We start from the raw sequence: 15,338 nt of genomic DNA, 5'->3' as shown, positions 1-15,338 counted from the left end.
GGACGAGATGTCCTCTACAATAATTTGAAGATTACAGCTTCCAGATCCGCTTGGCGTTTTGCGAGAAAAGTTTTGCCTTCTCATCCTTGCTACAGCCGGCAACAAGCGCATGCGTGGCAGCAACCCATGTGGCGAGGCCTCCACCCAACGTACATACTGGCCAGTCGCTTCCCCAAACCAGGCGATCAAAACCAAAACTGGCAATGACGTGGTTCACATAAGGGGCCAAAGTCTGAACGTTCCAGGTCTGCGCATCGGCATAGGCAATCACGCCGGATATCTTCGCCGTGACATTGGCGCGCTTTGCGATTTCGGTGATGCCTGCCTGCCATGGCTTGAATGCCTCGCCCTTGATATCGGGTACGCCGCAATGATCAAGAATGAACTGAACGTCGGGGGCAAGGTCGGCAAGGGCGATCGCTTTTTCGATCTGTTTGGGCAGAACGCACAGGTCAAAAGATAGCCCCGTGCCTCCAAGCTTCTTTAAATTCTCGCGAAATAATGGCTGCGCAGAAAGCTCGTCGGGCATGACGTGGAGAACGCGCCGAAAGCCCTTGACCAGTGGATTTGCGAGTTGCCGCTCAAGAAAGGCAGAAAAACCCTCATCTTCCGGGCGGCAGGAAGAGATCGCCCCCGCAATCAAGTTTCCTTCGCGTGCGGATAATTTGGCGACGTTGGTCGTTTCGCGCTCAATATCAGAGGCTGCGACGTCAACTTCCATATGCAATGCGCGGGTAATGCCGACGCGAAGTGCTTGCTGGGCATATTCTTCGTAGAGGAAATCACGGTTCAACACTTCCACGCTGGATAGCCAAGGATAGGACAAGACGGATTGGTCAATGAGGTGCAGGTGCGTATCAATCAATTCACTGGCCATTATTTGATTTCTCCAATCAGGTCTTACCTACGTCGGCGCCGGAAAGTTCCGACAGTTTTTTCGCTGTCGCAACTATCATCTGACAGACCTGATCAACGCTAGGTGCTTCAGGAACATTAAGGACCTGAATATAGGGGCAGGTGATTGCAGCAATCGCGCGCCCATCCGGCCCGAGTACTGGAGCAGAAACGTTGAAAACCCCTCCCGTCTGGGCACTGGGCATGACCTCGTAGCCGCGTTCGCGTATCATATTCAGCCGATCACGATAGTCGTCCGGTTGTGAATTATCATCAACGTGGCGTTCATACTCGGCGATCATCAGGCTACGCTCTTCAGGCGAACGGAATGCCATCAATACATGACCGGAGCCGGTATTGAGCAAACTCATATGCGAGCCGACCCGAATTGAGATTCCCCAATATTCAGGCGCTTCCTGCTGGGCAACGACCACGACTGCCCCGCGATCAAACACGCATAAATGATTTGCCTGCTTCGATTGAACCGCAAGATCGCGCATCAAGGGCGTTGCGTAAGCCGCCAACCGCCGAACAGGGGCGTGGAGCTGTGCAAGGCCGAAAAGCTTGAGCGTCAATGAATAGCGATCACCTTCGAGCCTGGTTACATAGCCTCGGCGCACCAAGCGATCTAGCATCCGGTAAAACTCGTTGGGGCTGCGGCCAAGGCGCTTGGCTATCTCCGCCTGTGTTACGCCGCCATCAATGCCGGCAAGCAGCTCCAATATATCAAGACCTTTGTCGAGTGCGGGCGCGCGATAGCGGTCACTGTCGTCTTCATCAGTCATATGCGAATACCCCCTGGAGCGCTTCTGCAATCTTTGAATCGCCTGCGCCCTGACTGTTTATTTTAGCGCAATTCCGAATAGAAAACCGGTTCCCATTTTCCTGGAATTCCTCTCATCTAGGCTTATACGAAGAACATGAGCAGATGGAAGCGGTTTCATTGCTTGACGATATGTGGCGCAAATGTTTGTATATGAATGAAGTTCCCATATATGGGTATATAATATATAAGGGCAATATACAAAGCCCGACGGGAGGATAATTTGGCTAAGATCCAGCGCGTGGAACTGCGGATGGTTGACCTGCCGCCAAAGGTGCTGCGGACGGATGCAATTCAGAGTTTTGTCAGCCAGGAAACGCCAATCGTTACAATTACCGATAGCGATGGCGCTGTGGGCACGGGTTATAGTTATACGATCGGAACGGGCGGATCGTCGGTAATGCGACTTCTTTCCGATCATCTGGCACCCAGACTGCTTGGCAAGGATGCAGACCAGATCGAAGCCATCTGGCATGATCTTGAATTTGCTACACATGCAACCACCATCGGCGCAATTACTGCGATTGCGCTTGCAGCCATTGACATCGCTCTGTGGGATTTACGGGCCAAGAAGCAGAATCTGCCTTTATGGAAACTCGCTGGCGGCGCAAAGGATCGCTGCCCGCTTTATACAACTGAAGGTGGCTGGCTGCATATTGAAAAGCAGGCTCTGGTCGATGACGCGCTGCAAGCCAAGGCAAAGGGTTTTAAAGGTGCCAAGGTCAAGATCGGCCGTCCGCATGGATCGGAAGATCTTGATCGCCTGTCGGCCGTTCGCGCTGCCGTCGGTTCCGGATTTGAGATCATGACGGATGCAAATCAGGGTTTTTCACTTGATGAAGCCATTCGGCGCTCGCACGTGTTGCGGGATATTGATCTGGCGTGGCTGGAAGAGCCGCTGCCAGCGGATGATATTGATGGGCATGTGCGCCTGTCAGCTTCTACACAAACGCCCGTGGCGGTTGGAGAATCGCTCTATTCGATCCGGCATTTCCGCGAATATATGCAAAAGGGAGCCTGCTCCATCGTTCAGGTCGATGTTGGCCGTATTGGCGGGATCACTCCCTGGCTGAAAGTGGCTCACGCAGCGGAAGCTTTCAATATTCCCATATGTCCACACTTCCTGATGGAACTCCATGTCAGTCTGACATGCGCGGTTCAGAACGGCAAATATGTTGAGTATATTCCCCAGCTTGATGATCTGACCAAGACTCAAATGCGGATCGAGAATGGCTATGCTTTGGCACCGATGGAACCAGGTATCGGAATTGACTGGGACTGGGATGCCGTCAAAGCGCGCAGCGTGGAAGAGTTCACCACTGAAATTCGCGTTTGATGGCTGACTTAACGAGAAATGATTGCCCTGTTCAGGGCTGAAGTGCATGACTGGCATCATAAGATGCCCAATGGAGATATGAGATGACAGGCAAGCTTGAAGGCAAACGCGTTCTTATCACGGCAGCTGGACAAGGCATTGGTCGGGCTTCGGTGCTGGCTTTCGCACGCGAAGGTGCAATCGTGCATGCAACCGATATCAATCAGCAACTGCTTGATGCTTTGCCGAAGGAAGCCAATATCAAGCCGCGCAAGCTCGACGTGCTCAAGGCAGAAGAAGTGACGCAGGTCATTGGCGAAATCGGCGCTATCGATGTGCTGTTTAATTGCGCTGGTTTTGTCCATGGCGGTTCAATTCTCGATATGCCGGACGCCGATCTGGATTTTGCACTTGATCTCAATGTCCGCGCCATGATCCGCACGATCAGGGCGGTACTACCGGGTATGATCGAACGTAAGGACGGTGCTATCGTCAATATGTCTTCAGTCGCCAGCAGCGTGAAAGGTGTCCCGAACCGTTTTGCCTATGGCGTGACCAAGGCTGCCGTATTGGGAATAACCAAATCGGTAGCCGCGGATTATATTACGCAGGGTATTCGCTGCAATGCGATCTGCCCCGGCACGGTGGAAAGTCCTTCGCTTGAGCAACGCATGCGCGCTGGTGGCGACTATGACGCCACGCGGGCGGCATTTATAGCGCGCCAGCCCATGGGGCGTCTGGGCCTCCCGGAAGAAATCGCTGACCTTGCCGTCTATCTTGCTGGTGCTACCTACACCACGGGACAGGCCTACAATATTGATGGCGGCTGGACAGTTTAGGAAAGACCATGACCATCATCACTGATCTTCGCGTTTTCGATATCCGTTTCCCGACCTCGCAAAGTCTGGACGGATCGGATGCCATGAATCCTGACCCGGACTATTCGGCTGCCTATGTGGTGCTGGATACGGATGCAGGGCTTTCCGGCCACGGCCTTACCTTTACCATCGGGCGCGGCAATGAGATCTGCTGCCTTGCCATTGAGGCCATGAAACACCTTGTTATCGGCCTTGAACTTGATTGGATAAAGGAAAACCCGGGCAGATTCTGGCATTTTATCACCGGTGACAGCCAGTTACGCTGGATCGGCCCTGATAAGGGTGCAATGCATCTGGCCACAGGCGCGGTAGTGAACGCCGTTTGGGATTTGCTGGCCAAGGAAGCGAAGAAGCCTGTCTGGCAACTGGTCGGTGAAATGACGCCGGAAGAGATCGTCAAAATCGTGGACTTCCGCTATCTTACGGACGTGCTGACGCCTGAAGAGGCGCTGGAAATTCTGCGTAGAGCAGAGGTCGGTAAGAAAGAACGTATTGAAACGCTAAAAGCAGATGGGTATCCCTGCTATACGACATCGGCAGGCTGGCTGGGCTATTCCGATGAAAAGCTCCGTCGCCTTTGTCAGGAGGCCGTGGATGCGGGCTTCAACCACATTAAGATGAAAGTCGGCCGCGATCTCGAAGATGATATCCGACGTCTTACCATCGCGCGCGAAGTGATCGGCCCTGACCGCATTCTCATGATCGATGCCAATCAGGTCTGGGAAGTGAATGAAGCCATTGATTGGGTGAACAAGCTTGCCTTCGTCAAGCCGTTCTTCATTGAAGAGCCAACGAGCCCCGACGACGTTGCGGGCCATCGCAAAATTCGGCAGGCTATCCATCCGGTGAAAGTCGCGACCGGTGAGATGTGTCAGAACCGCATCATGTTCAAACAGTTCATCGCCGAAGGCGCTATCGATGTCGTGCAGATCGATAGTTGCCGCATGGGTGGACTGAACGAAGTGCTGGCGGTGCTGCTTATCGCCGCAAAGTATGAGCTGCCAGTCTGGCCGCATGCGGGCGGTGTTGGTCTGTGTGAATATGTCCAGCATCTGTCAATGATTGATTATATCGCCGTTTCAGGGACGAAAGAGGGCAGGGTTATCGAGTATGTCGATCATCTGCACGAGCATTTTGTTGATCCCTGCAACATTCAGGATGCGGCCTATATGCCACCCTCGCTGCCGGGCTTTTCAATTGAGATGAAACCGGAATCGATCAAGCAGTATTTGCATCACGGTCTTTAAAGCCTTTCCGCCCGGTAAATGAACCATCGCCGTCTCTGGTGATATTCATTGCTGACATGGAAAGGGTATTGTGCCGCCATTCTGACGTGCCGGAGTGGCGGCATTTTCTGTTTTTTCGGTCGTGTCGTCTTGTGTAAATGCGATGTCGTTTCCGCACCTATTCTTTTTATCATCCGGATGCTTTTATCAGGCTACTTGAGGTGCCGCTTTCTAGGGAAGGTGGAGAATTGGGAAGCCGGTTTAATCCCGGCGCTGCCCCCGCAACGGTAGTGGAGTGAAACGCGGCAAAATAGCCACTGGAGCATGGTTCCGGGAAGGCGCCGTGAGGCTCGCAAGAGCAACTCCAGAGCCCGGAAACCAGCCGCAAGCGATAACACCGACTGATCGCGGTGGGCGATCAAGGAGCATTGTTTTGTATGGGCAGCCATACGGACGGTCTTCTCCGTCACCACCAGTCAGTTCTTTCGCAAATGAGATGGCGAGGACACGACATGGACGCACATAGTGAACTACTCCGGAACCTGAAACACCGGAAACCTGGTTATGGCCTTGAGCAGGCTTTCTACAATGATCCGGAGTATTTCCGGTTGGATATGGAAAATATCTTCTACCGCGACTGGCTGTTTATCGGTCATGATTGCGAAGTGGCGCGACCGGGCAATTATTTTACCGTGCAGATTGGCGATTATCCGGTCGTTATCGTCCGGGACCGCGAGAAGAAAATACGCGCGTTTCATAATTCATGCCGCCATCGCGGGTCGCGCGTTTGTGCTTCTGAACGGGGCACCTCGGCGAAGCTTGTTTGCCCCTATCATCAGTGGACTTATGAACTGGATGGCCGTCTATTATTCGCGCGCCAGATGGGCGACGATTTCGATGCCAGCCAGCACAGCCTGAAGACGGTGCATTGCGAAAGCGTTGGCGGCTATATCTTCATCTGCCTTGCGCCGATTGCGCCGGATTTTGCCGCTACGCGTGCCATGATCGATCCTTATCTTGCACCGCATCGCCTCAGCGAAACCAAAGTCGCCTTTCAAAGCTCGATCGTGGAGAAGGGCAATTGGAAGCTGGTGTGGGAAAACAACCGCGAATGCTATCATTGCGCCGCCAATCATCCGGAACTCTGTAAGACGTTTCCTGAGGCACCAAGCGTGACGGGCATACAAGGCTCAAAGGATGATCCGGAAATCGTGGCGCATTGGGACAAATGCGAAGCCGCAGGTCTTCCGAGCGTGTTCCGTATCGATGAAAATGGCCAGTACCGCGCGACACGCGTGCCGCTGCTTCACGAAGCCGAGAGCTATACCATGTCGGGCAAACGTGCTGTAGCGCGTCAGCTTAGCGATGATGTGAATGCACGGCAGATCGGTTCGCTATTGCTCTATCATTATCCGACGACGTGGAATCACATTCTGGGGGATCATGCCCTTTCTTTCCGCGTTCTCCCGCTTAGCCCGACCGAAACCCAGGTCACGACCAAGTGGCTGGTGCACAAGGACGCGGTGGAAGGCGTCGATTACACCATTGAGGAACTCACGCATGTCTGGCTCGAAACCAATGATCAGGACCGCCAGATCGTTGAAGAAAATGCTTTTGGCATTCGCTCTCCTGCCTATGAGCCGGGCCCTTATTCGGTAGAGCATGAAGGCGGTGTTCTGCAATTCCTTGAATGGTATTCCAACACGATGGAAACGCGCCTTTCCGGCGACAAGCGACTGAGCAAGGTAGCGTAGTGAATATGGGCATTCCTCAAAAGTACCCGCATCTCGATCAGATGCAGCCATGGAACGACCGGCTGCATCTGCTGGAGTGCCTGTCTGTCATTGAGGAAGCGCCCAATGTGAAGACATTCACATTTCGTTCCGACAATCAAAACTGGTTCCGGTATGAACCCGGCCAGTTCATGACGTTTGAATTGGGTACGCAACCGGATGCGGTCCTGCGTACCTACACACTCTCTTCCAGCCCCTCGCGGCCATTTACGATTGCAATCACGGTCAAAGCGCAGGATGGCAGCATCGGCACCCGCTGGATGCTGGACCACCTCACGCCGGGCGCGCGGCTGAAAGCATTTGGGCCGCTGGGTGACTTTTCAATCTCAAAACATCCCGGCGAAAAATATCTGTTTATTTCTGCCGGATCAGGCATCACGCCTATGATGTCAATGACGCGCTGGATGCAGGATTGTGCACCACAAAGCGATATTAGTTTTGTCAGTTGCGCACGCCGCCCGAGCGATATAATTTTTCGCAAGGAACTCGAATATCTGACCAGTTGCATGCCAAATCTCAAATTGTCCTTTCTGATCAAGGAACATGAAATGGGGCAGCTCTGGACGGGTATCAGAGGCAGGCTCGAAGCGCCGAAGCTTTCGCTATTGTCGCCCGACTTCAAGGAACGGACGATTTTCTGCTGCGGTCCTGACGGATTCATGCGCGATATTCGGGCCATGCTGGAAGAGTCCGGCTTCGATATGGCCAATTACCATCAGGAAAGCTTTGGTTCCGCCGCCGAACCTGTGCTTCCGGTAATGGACGATATTTCTACGGAGGTGTCTGAAACTGCCGCGATCGTCACTTTCTCCATGGCCGGCAAGGATGTGCACTGCGTCGCAGGCGATACAATCCTCAAGGCTGCCCGTGGTGCTGGCATTCGAATTGCCGCGGCCTGTGAATCCGGATTGTGCGGCACCTGCAAGGTCATGAAAATTTCCGGCAATGTCGATATGAACCATAATGGCGGGATTCTCGACGAGGAAATTGATGAAGGCTATATCCTGGCCTGTTGTTCCAAACCGTTGGGCAATGTTGAAGTGGAAGCCTAGCGCAAATTTTGCTCCAGCTCCCAAGCGCATTTTCGTGTTGTCGATCTCAATCCCCTTGCTTTTCCCGATGCATTGCTTGACGAAGCTCGTGTATTGCCAGAGGCCGAGATTCGCATAGAGCAGGCTGGCTCAAAGCTGTGGGGAGGAACCCAAAATGGCTGCACCAATTTTTGCTATCAATCATATCGCTACTCCTTATCTTCGCCCTGCCGCGTTTTTTCAGTTGGCGGTGGCGCTTGGCTTGCGCGATGTTGAGATTCGTAATGACCTTGGCGGCAATGCGATTATTGACGGCACAGCTGCAACTGAAATGAAGGCGCTATCGAAAGCAGCCGGCGTGCGCATTGCCACGATCAATGCCTTGCAGCGCTTTAACGAGTGGACTCCGGAACGTGAGCACGAGGCTATTGAGCTTGCGGATTATGCGCGAGACGCTGGCGCAGCGGCACTTGTTCTGGTTCCTGTCAATGATGGTACGGGTCAGGAAGAGGGTGAGCGGCAGACTAATTTGCGAAAGGCGCTGACGGCGCTAAAGCCCATTCTTGAGAGCCGCGGACTGTTGGGTTTTGTCGAGCCGCTGGGCTTTGAAATTTGCTCGCTTCGTTCAAAGGGCGAGGCGGCGCGTGCCATTGAGGCTATCGGGGATAAGGCTTGTTTCAAGCTTGTCCATGACACTTTCCATCATCGTCTTGCCGGAGAGCCAGAATTTTTTCCGGATTTGACAGGGCTCGTCCATATTTCCGGCGTGACGGATCCTCATGTGAGCATTGATGATATGCGTGATCCGCACAGGGTTCTGGTTGATGAGAATGATCGCCTTGGCAATGTCGATCAGATCCGCGCACTTTTGAAGCAGGGCTACGAGGGCCTGTTTTCGTTTGAGCCTTTTGCAGAAGAAGTCCAGAAAATGGCTGACCCGGCACGTGCCATTTCTGCCAGTATGGCATGGATTAATACCCGATTGAGCTGATCGCCGCTTCGCTCTAAAGGCCTATATCCCATGGCGTCCTCCTTTCTGATAAGGTAGGTGCGACTATTGTTGGGAGAATGGCGATGTTCCTGCAAACGATTGACGATGAAAGCGCGACGGACGAAGTGGCCGAAATTTATGCCAGGCACAAAGCCCAGCTTGGCTTCGTCATGGACGCGACGCGCTGCTTTACGGCGCGCCCTGATCTTTTGCCCGCCTATACAGATTTCATGGATAAAATACGGGCAGGCTTTTCGCTCGGCATGCGAGAATGGCGGCTGATCACGCTCATTGCGGCAAAGCACATCCCTTCGACCTATTGCTCGCATGTTTATGCGAAACAACTGATCGGCGATCTTGGGTCAAAGGAAATGGTACTCGCTGTCCATAGCGATTTTCGAACTGCCGGGCTTTCTGCTGCGGATGTGGAAATGCTGGTCTATGCGGAAAAGATTACGCAGGATGCTTCCAAAGTTGAACAAGAAGATATTAATCGGCTGCGCGCGGCGGGCTTCACGGATGTCCAGATATGCGACATCGCCCTATGTGCCTCATTCCGTTGTTTTGTCAGCCGTTTCTTTGATGCGACAGGCGCTGCGCCAGAAGCAATATTTCTTGATCCAGATACGAATTTTCAAACGGCGATGACTGTCGGAAAACGTTTCTAAACTGATGAGGCACTGCGCCGTTTTACAGGCTTCGTTGCGATAGGCTATGGCGCTGTTTCAGAATCTCTTTGGCATTGACCCAAGACGCTCGGTTGATTGTCATGTGATTTCGTCTTGGGTGCGACGGAACATTATCGCTCCCCCAAGGTTCCTGTATCCCAATCGACAGGAGGAAAATCATAATGAAGACACTAGCTGAGATTTTTGAACACACATTGCATGACGTCTATTATGCCGAGAATGCGCTCGTCAAAGCTCTACCAAAAGTTGCGAGCGCCTCCAAAGACGCCAAACTCAAAAAGGCAGTAGAAGAGCATCTTGAAGAGACGAAGGGTCAGGTAAAGACGCTGGACCAGGTTTTCAAATCGTTGGGTCTTAAGCCGAAAGCCGAAAAATGCGATGCCATTGAAGGTTTGATCAAGGAGACGGATGGTCTTATTGAAGAGGCTTCCGGCACCGCGCTGAATGCGGGCTTGCTTGCCGCTGCGCAAGCCGTGGAGCATTATGAGATTGCCCGCTACGGTTCATTGCGGGAATGGGCTAAAACACTCGGCCATGACGAAGCTCACAAGCTGCTCAGTGAAATTCTCGATCAGGAGAAGGCAGCCAATAACAAGCTGACCAACATCGCTGTTGAGAGCGTCAACAAGCCTTAACAGGCCCTTCTATCGGACAAATTGAGCGGGTCTGGCAAGTTTTCCGGGCCCGTTTTCATGTTGGATGGACAGCGAACCATTTTGCGCAGCTGTGCAACTAATTACTTCGTCTAACTATAATCGAGAGTTGAATCGGACTTGACGATGAAGCCTTAAAATGGAATAAATATTTCAGAAACTAGCGTGGCGGTCTGTACATTCCGAAAACGCGCCAGGATCGAGTTGCGCGAGAGATACGCGCTTTCCATAACTTCGTCGCTTGCCGGTCAGGGGTAGTGGCCACAAGGACGAAGTGGAAGATTCCGGATAGAAAGGTGTTGCCGGGCACCATTGTGGAGGAGAAAAAAGTGAAAAAGTTTCTATTGGGAGTGGCTGTTTCAGCGTTGATGAGCAGTTCGGCGCTGGCCGCCAATATAGGCGTGTCGATGGCGCAGTTTGATGACAATTTTCTCAACGTTTTGCGCACGGGGATGGAAGACTATGCCAAGACGCTTGATGGCGTGACTTTGCAGGTTGAAGATGCGCAGAATGACGTGGCGAAACAGCAGAGCCAGATTCAGAATTTCATCGCCTCAAAAGTAGATGCGATTATTGTCAATGCGGTGGACACGGATGCCACTGCGGCCATGTCGAAAATTGCTGCCGATGCCGGTATCCCACTGGTTTACGTTAATCGCCAGCCAGCAAATGTCGACGAATTGCCTGAGAAGCAGGCTTTTGTGGCCTCCAATGAAACTGAAGCGGGCACACTTGAAACAACGGAAGTCTGCCGGTTGCTCAAGGGGCAGGGCAAGGTCGTCGTCATGATGGGCGAGTTGTCCAATCAGGGTGCGCGGGCACGCACAAAGGCCGTGCATGATGTGATTGCGACCGATGCATGCAAGGGAATCTCCATTGTTGAAGAGCAGACCGCCAACTGGTCGCGCACACAGGGCGCGGATTTGATGACAAACTGGCTCTCGGCTGGCTTGGAGTTTGACGCTGTAATTTCTAACAATGACGAGATGGCAATCGGGGCTATCCAGGCGCTTAAGGCTGCAGGCCGTGCCCCGGACAGTGTCGTTGTTGCCGGTGTTGACGCCACACAAGACGCTTTGGCGGCAATGACTGCCGGTGATCTTGATGTAACCGTATTCCAGGATGCGGCAGGGCAAGGCAAGGGTGCTGTCGATGCGGCGCTCAAGATTTCCAAAGGCGAGAAGATTGAAAGCAAGGTCTATATTCCTTTCGAGCTCGTAACGCCTGAAAACCTGTCGAAATATCAGTCAAAAAACTAAGCAATAAGTCGTTGCCGGTCTCTCCCCCCCTGGGGAGAGACCGCATTGGTATTTAAAGCAGCCAAACTCTCTGGGAGGAGAAGAGCATGACACTCAGCCCTTCAACCATGGCGGCAGTTCGTGCCAGCGGTGCAGTGCCGCAGGCGGAATATCTTTTGAATGTTGAAAATGTCCGCAAGGAATTTCCAGGTGTTTTGGCGCTGGATGGTGTGCAGTTCCGGCTGAAGCGCGGGACAGTTCATGCGCTGATGGGTGAAAATGGCGCCGGTAAATCCACTCTGATGAAGATACTTGCTGGAATATATATTCCAGATGAGGGCGAGGTTTATCTCAAAGGCCTGCCCATTCGCCTGAAATCGCCATTGGACGCGCTCGAAAATGGCATAGCGATGATTCATCAGGAATTGAACCTGATGCCATTCATGACTGTAGCCGAGAATATATGGATTCGCCGTGAACCGAAGAATGCTTTCGGCTTTGTTGATCATGGTAAAATGTACGATATGACGGCCGAGCTTTTTCAGCGGCTGAATATCAGGCTCGATCCTGATAGCCAGGTGCGGGATCTCTCGGTCGCCAACCGCCAGATGGTCGAAATTGCCAAGGCGGTTTCCTATGAATCCGATGTGCTGATTATGGATGAGCCGACCTCTGCGCTGACTGAGCGCGAGGTGGAACATCTCTTCGCGATCATACGTGATCTGCGTTCGCAAGGGATCGGCATTGTCTACATCACGCACAAGATGAATGAACTGTTCGAGATTGCCGATGAGTTTTCGGTATTTCGGGACGGCCGTTACATCGGCACACATGCCTCAACCGATGTAACCCGTGATGACATTATCAAAATGATGGTTGGCCGTGAGATCACCCAGATGTTCCCGAAGGAAACTGTGCCTATCGGCGATGTCGTGCTTTCGGTGAAGGATTTGTCGCTGAAGAATGTATTTCACAACATTTCTTTTGATGTTCGCGCGGGTGAAATCCTGGGTATTGCCGGACTCGTCGGCTCTGGTCGCTCAAATGTGGCTGAAACCATTTTCGGTGTTACTCCAGCCACGACAGGAACCATTGCCATCAATGGCAAGGAGGTAAAGGTCACCACGCCCAACCAAGCCATCAATATGGGCATGGCCTTTCTGACAGAGGATCGCAAGGATACGGGCTGCCTGCTGATCCTCGATATTCTTGAAAACATGCAGATCGCTGTGCTGCAGGATCGCTTTACCAAATTTGGTTTTGTGCAGGAGAAGCAGATTACGGCTGTTTGCCAAAAGATGAGCGAAACCTTGCGGGTGAAGACGCCCAATCTTGAAGAAAAGATCGAAAATCTATCCGGTGGCAACCAGCAGAAGGTTCTCATTGGTAGGTGGTTGCTTACCAATCCTAAAATTCTCATTCTGGATGAGCCGACCCGCGGCATTGATGTTGGTGCCAAGGCAGAAATCCATCGCCTCGTCACGCAGCTCGCAAGGCAGGGCGTTGCGGTCATCATGATCTCATCGGAAATGCCTGAGGTGCTTGGCATGAGCGATCGCGTGATGGTGATGCATGAGGGGCGCGTAACGGGTTTTCTGGATAGGGCTGAAGCGACGCAAGTCAAGGTAATGGAGCTGGCGTCAAAATAATCCGGTCAAATTTTTCAGATCGGACGACGCTACTGGGGTATTGGGAGAAACTATAATGACAAGCGAAAAAGCAACTGCAACGCTTACGTCTCGCCGAAGCCGGCGGCTACCGCCTGAAGTCAACATTCTTCTGGTGTTGATCGGGATTGCGCTGGTGTTCGAAATCCTTGGCTGGATACTTGCAGGCCAGAGCTTTCTGATGAACACACAGCGCCTGCGGATCATCATTCTGCAGGTTTCAGTGATCGGCATTATCGCTGTTGGTGTCACCCAAGTGATTATCACGGGCGGTGTTGATCTCTCGTCAGGCTCGGTTGTAGGCATGACCGCGATGATTGCCGCGAGTTTTGCGCAATCCTCCACCTGGGCGCGACCGGTTTATCCCGGTCTTACCGACTTGCCGTTCGTCATACCGATCGCTATCGGGCTGGGTGTCGGGCTCTTGGCCGGGATCATCAATGGCTGGCTGATTGCTCGAACCAAAATTCCCCCCTTCATTGCCACGCTGGGCATGATGGTTTCTGCTCGTGGCATTGCAAAATGGTACACAAAGGGCTCGCCCATCTCGGGCTTGACTGATCAATTCAATTTTATTGGAACCAGTATCTGGCCGGTCATTGTTTTTCTCCTCGTGGCTCTCATTTTCCACATAGCCTTGCGATATACGCGCTATGGAAAGTTCACCTATGCCATCGGTGCCAATGCACAGGCGGCGCGGGTTTCGGGTATCAATATCGAACGGCATCTCATCAAGGTCTATGCCATTGCCGGTCTGCTGGCGGGGCTTGCCGGTATTGTCACCGCGGCTCGGGCACAGACAGCACAATCGGGCATGGGCGTGACCTATGAGCTCGATGCGATTGCAGCGGCCGTCATTGGCGGGACATCGCTGACAGGTGGTATAGGCCGCATCACCGGCACGGTTATCGGCGCCATTATTCTGGGCGTCATGATTTCAGGTTTCACCTTTCTTCGGGTGGACGCCTATTATCAAGAGATCATCAAAGGCATCATTATCGTTGCAGCGGTGGTCATCGACGTATATCGCCAGAAAAAGAGAAAAGTCTGAGTTTTGTAACGCCCGGGAATCATCCCGGGCCATTCTTCCATGAGGTAATGAAATGACTGTACGTTTTGGTCTGCTGGGCGCAGGCCGTATCGGCAAGGTTCACGCCAAGGCAATCGGCTCCAATGCACGGGCAGAGCTTGTTGCAGTGGCCGATGCGTTCGAACAGGCTGCCACGGATCTATCTGCTGCCTATGGCTGCGAAGTGCGCACCATTGATGAGATCGAGAGTGCCGGCGATATCGACGCCGTTATCATCTGTACTCCGACTGATACGCATGCGGATCTCATCGAACGTTTTGCGCGTGCAGGAAAGGCCATCTTTTGCGAGAAGCCGATCGACCTTGACGTAAAGCGGGTTGAAGAGTGCCTTGCAGTGGTAAGGCAGACAAAGGCGACATTGATGGTAGGCTTCAACCGTAGGTTCGACCCGCATTTTGCCGCAGTACGCAAGGCAATCGACGATGGCGCGATTGGCGACGTGGAAATGGTCACCATAACCTCGCGTGACCCCGGTGCGCCACCTGCCGAGTACATTACCCGCTCTGGTGGCATTTTCCGCGATATGACTATCCATGATTTTGATATGGCGCGCTTCCTGCTTGGCGAAGAGCCTGTGTCTGTCGCTGCACATGCTTCTGTACTTGTGGACAAGAAGATTGGCGAGCTTGGCGATTACGATAGTGTCAGCGTCATTCTTTCGACGGCTTCGGGGAAGCAATGCGTGATTTCAAACTCACGCCGTGCAACCTATGGCTATGATCAGCGCATTGAAGTGCATGGTTCCAAGGGAATGGTCGCAGCGGAAAATCAGCGTGCCGTTTCAATCGAAATTGCCAATGGCAATGGCTATACGCGCCCGCCGCTGCACGACTTCTTCATGACGCGTTATACGGAGGCCTATGCCAACGAAATCGCGGCCTTTATCGACGGTATTGCCACCGGCACGCAAGCTGCCCCCAGCGGCGAAGATGGGCTGATCGCATTGGCACTTGCCGATGCTGCCTTGCGTTCGGTGAAAGAAGGCAAGACGATTACGGTGTAAATTTCAAATTGCAGCTTCATCGTTTTTTCGGTGAAGCTACAATTGAA

General features: G+C 52.8%; 14 protein-coding genes and 1 riboswitch. Of the genes, 12 read left to right on the top strand and 2 right to left on the bottom strand.

What is annotated here, in order from left to right; genetic code table 11:
* Positions 1-31: 31 nt before the first annotated feature.
* Both AC6CHM_RS07730 and AC6CHM_RS07725 read right to left on the bottom strand, forming a co-directional pair.
* Positions 32-877 carry an amidohydrolase family protein gene (locus AC6CHM_RS07730; protein WP_498172560.1) on the bottom strand — a complete coding sequence of 282 codons (846 nt, stop codon included), beginning with the start codon at positions 875-877 and terminating at the stop codon, positions 32-34.
* Between the two features lie 16 nt (positions 878-893).
* Positions 894-1,679 carry an IclR family transcriptional regulator gene (locus AC6CHM_RS07725; protein WP_498172559.1) on the bottom strand — a complete coding sequence of 262 codons (786 nt, stop codon included), beginning with the start codon at positions 1,677-1,679 and terminating at the stop codon, positions 894-896.
* A 261-nt stretch (positions 1,680-1,940) separates the two neighbouring features.
* On the opposite strand from AC6CHM_RS07725, the gene AC6CHM_RS07720 reads away from it, so the two are divergent.
* The 12 genes from AC6CHM_RS07720 (at position 1,941) to iolG (ending at position 15,291) form a co-directional block, all read left to right on the top strand.
* The gene (locus tag AC6CHM_RS07720; protein ID WP_354344387.1) at positions 1,941-3,053 is read left to right on the top strand and encodes a mandelate racemase/muconate lactonizing enzyme family protein; all 1,113 of its coding nucleotides are present in this window, start codon (positions 1,941-1,943) and stop codon (positions 3,051-3,053) included.
* 83 nt (positions 3,054-3,136) lie between these two features.
* Positions 3,137-3,871 (top strand): SDR family oxidoreductase, encoded by a 735-nt coding sequence (locus AC6CHM_RS07715; protein ID WP_307279802.1) that lies wholly within the window; start codon positions 3,137-3,139, stop codon positions 3,869-3,871.
* A gap of 8 nt (positions 3,872-3,879) precedes the next feature.
* Positions 3,880-5,157: an L-fuconate dehydratase gene (locus AC6CHM_RS07710; protein ID WP_336439648.1), complete on the top strand. Its 1,278-nt coding sequence runs from the start codon at positions 3,880-3,882 to the stop codon at positions 5,155-5,157.
* 181 nt (positions 5,158-5,338) lie between these two features.
* Positions 5,339-5,537, top strand: a riboswitch (cobalamin riboswitch).
* A gap of 111 nt (positions 5,538-5,648) precedes the next feature.
* Entirely contained in the window at positions 5,649-6,890 is a 1,242-nt protein-coding gene (locus AC6CHM_RS07705; protein WP_115052310.1) for an aromatic ring-hydroxylating oxygenase subunit alpha, read from the top strand.
* A gap of 5 nt (positions 6,891-6,895) precedes the next feature.
* Positions 6,896-7,981 carry an FAD-binding oxidoreductase gene (locus AC6CHM_RS07700; protein ID WP_498172556.1) on the top strand — a complete coding sequence of 362 codons (1,086 nt, stop codon included), beginning with the start codon at positions 6,896-6,898 and terminating at the stop codon, positions 7,979-7,981.
* A gap of 154 nt (positions 7,982-8,135) precedes the next feature.
* The gene (locus tag AC6CHM_RS07695) at positions 8,136-8,951 is read left to right on the top strand and encodes a TIM barrel protein (RefSeq protein WP_498172555.1); all 816 of its coding nucleotides are present in this window, start codon (positions 8,136-8,138) and stop codon (positions 8,949-8,951) included.
* Positions 8,952-9,034: 83 nt separating this feature from the next.
* Positions 9,035-9,619 (top strand): carboxymuconolactone decarboxylase family protein, encoded by a 585-nt coding sequence (locus AC6CHM_RS07690; RefSeq protein ID WP_498172554.1) that lies wholly within the window; start codon positions 9,035-9,037, stop codon positions 9,617-9,619.
* A gap of 182 nt (positions 9,620-9,801) precedes the next feature.
* Positions 9,802-10,275 carry a YciE/YciF ferroxidase family protein gene (locus tag AC6CHM_RS07685; RefSeq protein ID WP_336439653.1) on the top strand — a complete coding sequence of 158 codons (474 nt, stop codon included), beginning with the start codon at positions 9,802-9,804 and terminating at the stop codon, positions 10,273-10,275.
* 347 nt (positions 10,276-10,622) lie between these two features.
* Entirely contained in the window at positions 10,623-11,552 is a 930-nt protein-coding gene (locus AC6CHM_RS07680) for a sugar ABC transporter substrate-binding protein (protein WP_115053215.1), read from the top strand.
* Between the two features lie 86 nt (positions 11,553-11,638).
* Positions 11,639-13,180: a sugar ABC transporter ATP-binding protein gene (locus AC6CHM_RS07675; protein WP_336439654.1), complete on the top strand. Its 1,542-nt coding sequence runs from the start codon at positions 11,639-11,641 to the stop codon at positions 13,178-13,180.
* Positions 13,181-13,235: 55 nt separating this feature from the next.
* Positions 13,236-14,249 carry an ABC transporter permease gene (locus AC6CHM_RS07670; RefSeq protein WP_498172551.1) on the top strand — a complete coding sequence of 338 codons (1,014 nt, stop codon included), beginning with the start codon at positions 13,236-13,238 and terminating at the stop codon, positions 14,247-14,249.
* 52 nt (positions 14,250-14,301) lie between these two features.
* A complete protein-coding gene (gene iolG / locus AC6CHM_RS07665; protein ID WP_307279780.1) occupies positions 14,302-15,291 on the top strand; it encodes an inositol 2-dehydrogenase in 990 nt (329 codons plus the stop codon).
* The last annotated feature ends 47 nt before the right edge of the window (positions 15,292-15,338 follow it).

The sequence above is a fragment of the Phyllobacterium sp. GQ127 genome (assembly GCF_059758635.1).
This window is presented reverse-complemented; position numbering and strand designations above follow the sequence as displayed.

Bases quoted from the DNA above. Each gene is read 5' to 3' on its own strand.
- iolG (WP_307279780.1), top strand. From the start codon at position 14,302: ATGACTGTACGTTTTGGTCTGCTGGGCGCAGGCCGTATCGGCAAGGTT.
- AC6CHM_RS07695 (WP_498172555.1), top strand. From the start codon at position 8,136: ATGGCTGCACCAATTTTTGCTATCAATCATATCGCTACTCCTTATCTT.
- AC6CHM_RS07710 (WP_336439648.1), top strand. From the start codon at position 3,880: ATGACCATCATCACTGATCTTCGCGTTTTCGATATCCGTTTCCCGACC.
- AC6CHM_RS07705 (WP_115052310.1), top strand. From the start codon at position 5,649: ATGGACGCACATAGTGAACTACTCCGGAACCTGAAACACCGGAAACCT.
- AC6CHM_RS07700 (WP_498172556.1), top strand. From the start codon at position 6,896: ATGGGCATTCCTCAAAAGTACCCGCATCTCGATCAGATGCAGCCATGG.
- AC6CHM_RS07725 (WP_498172559.1), bottom strand. From the start codon at position 1,679: ATGACTGATGAAGACGACAGTGACCGCTATCGCGCGCCCGCACTCGAC.
- AC6CHM_RS07715 (WP_307279802.1), top strand. From the start codon at position 3,137: ATGACAGGCAAGCTTGAAGGCAAACGCGTTCTTATCACGGCAGCTGGA.
- AC6CHM_RS07670 (WP_498172551.1), top strand. From the start codon at position 13,236: ATGACAAGCGAAAAAGCAACTGCAACGCTTACGTCTCGCCGAAGCCGG.
- AC6CHM_RS07690 (WP_498172554.1), top strand. From the start codon at position 9,035: ATGTTCCTGCAAACGATTGACGATGAAAGCGCGACGGACGAAGTGGCC.
- AC6CHM_RS07675 (WP_336439654.1), top strand. From the start codon at position 11,639: ATGACACTCAGCCCTTCAACCATGGCGGCAGTTCGTGCCAGCGGTGCA.
- AC6CHM_RS07730 (WP_498172560.1), bottom strand. From the start codon at position 877: ATGGCCAGTGAATTGATTGATACGCACCTGCACCTCATTGACCAATCC.
- AC6CHM_RS07685 (WP_336439653.1), top strand. From the start codon at position 9,802: ATGAAGACACTAGCTGAGATTTTTGAACACACATTGCATGACGTCTAT.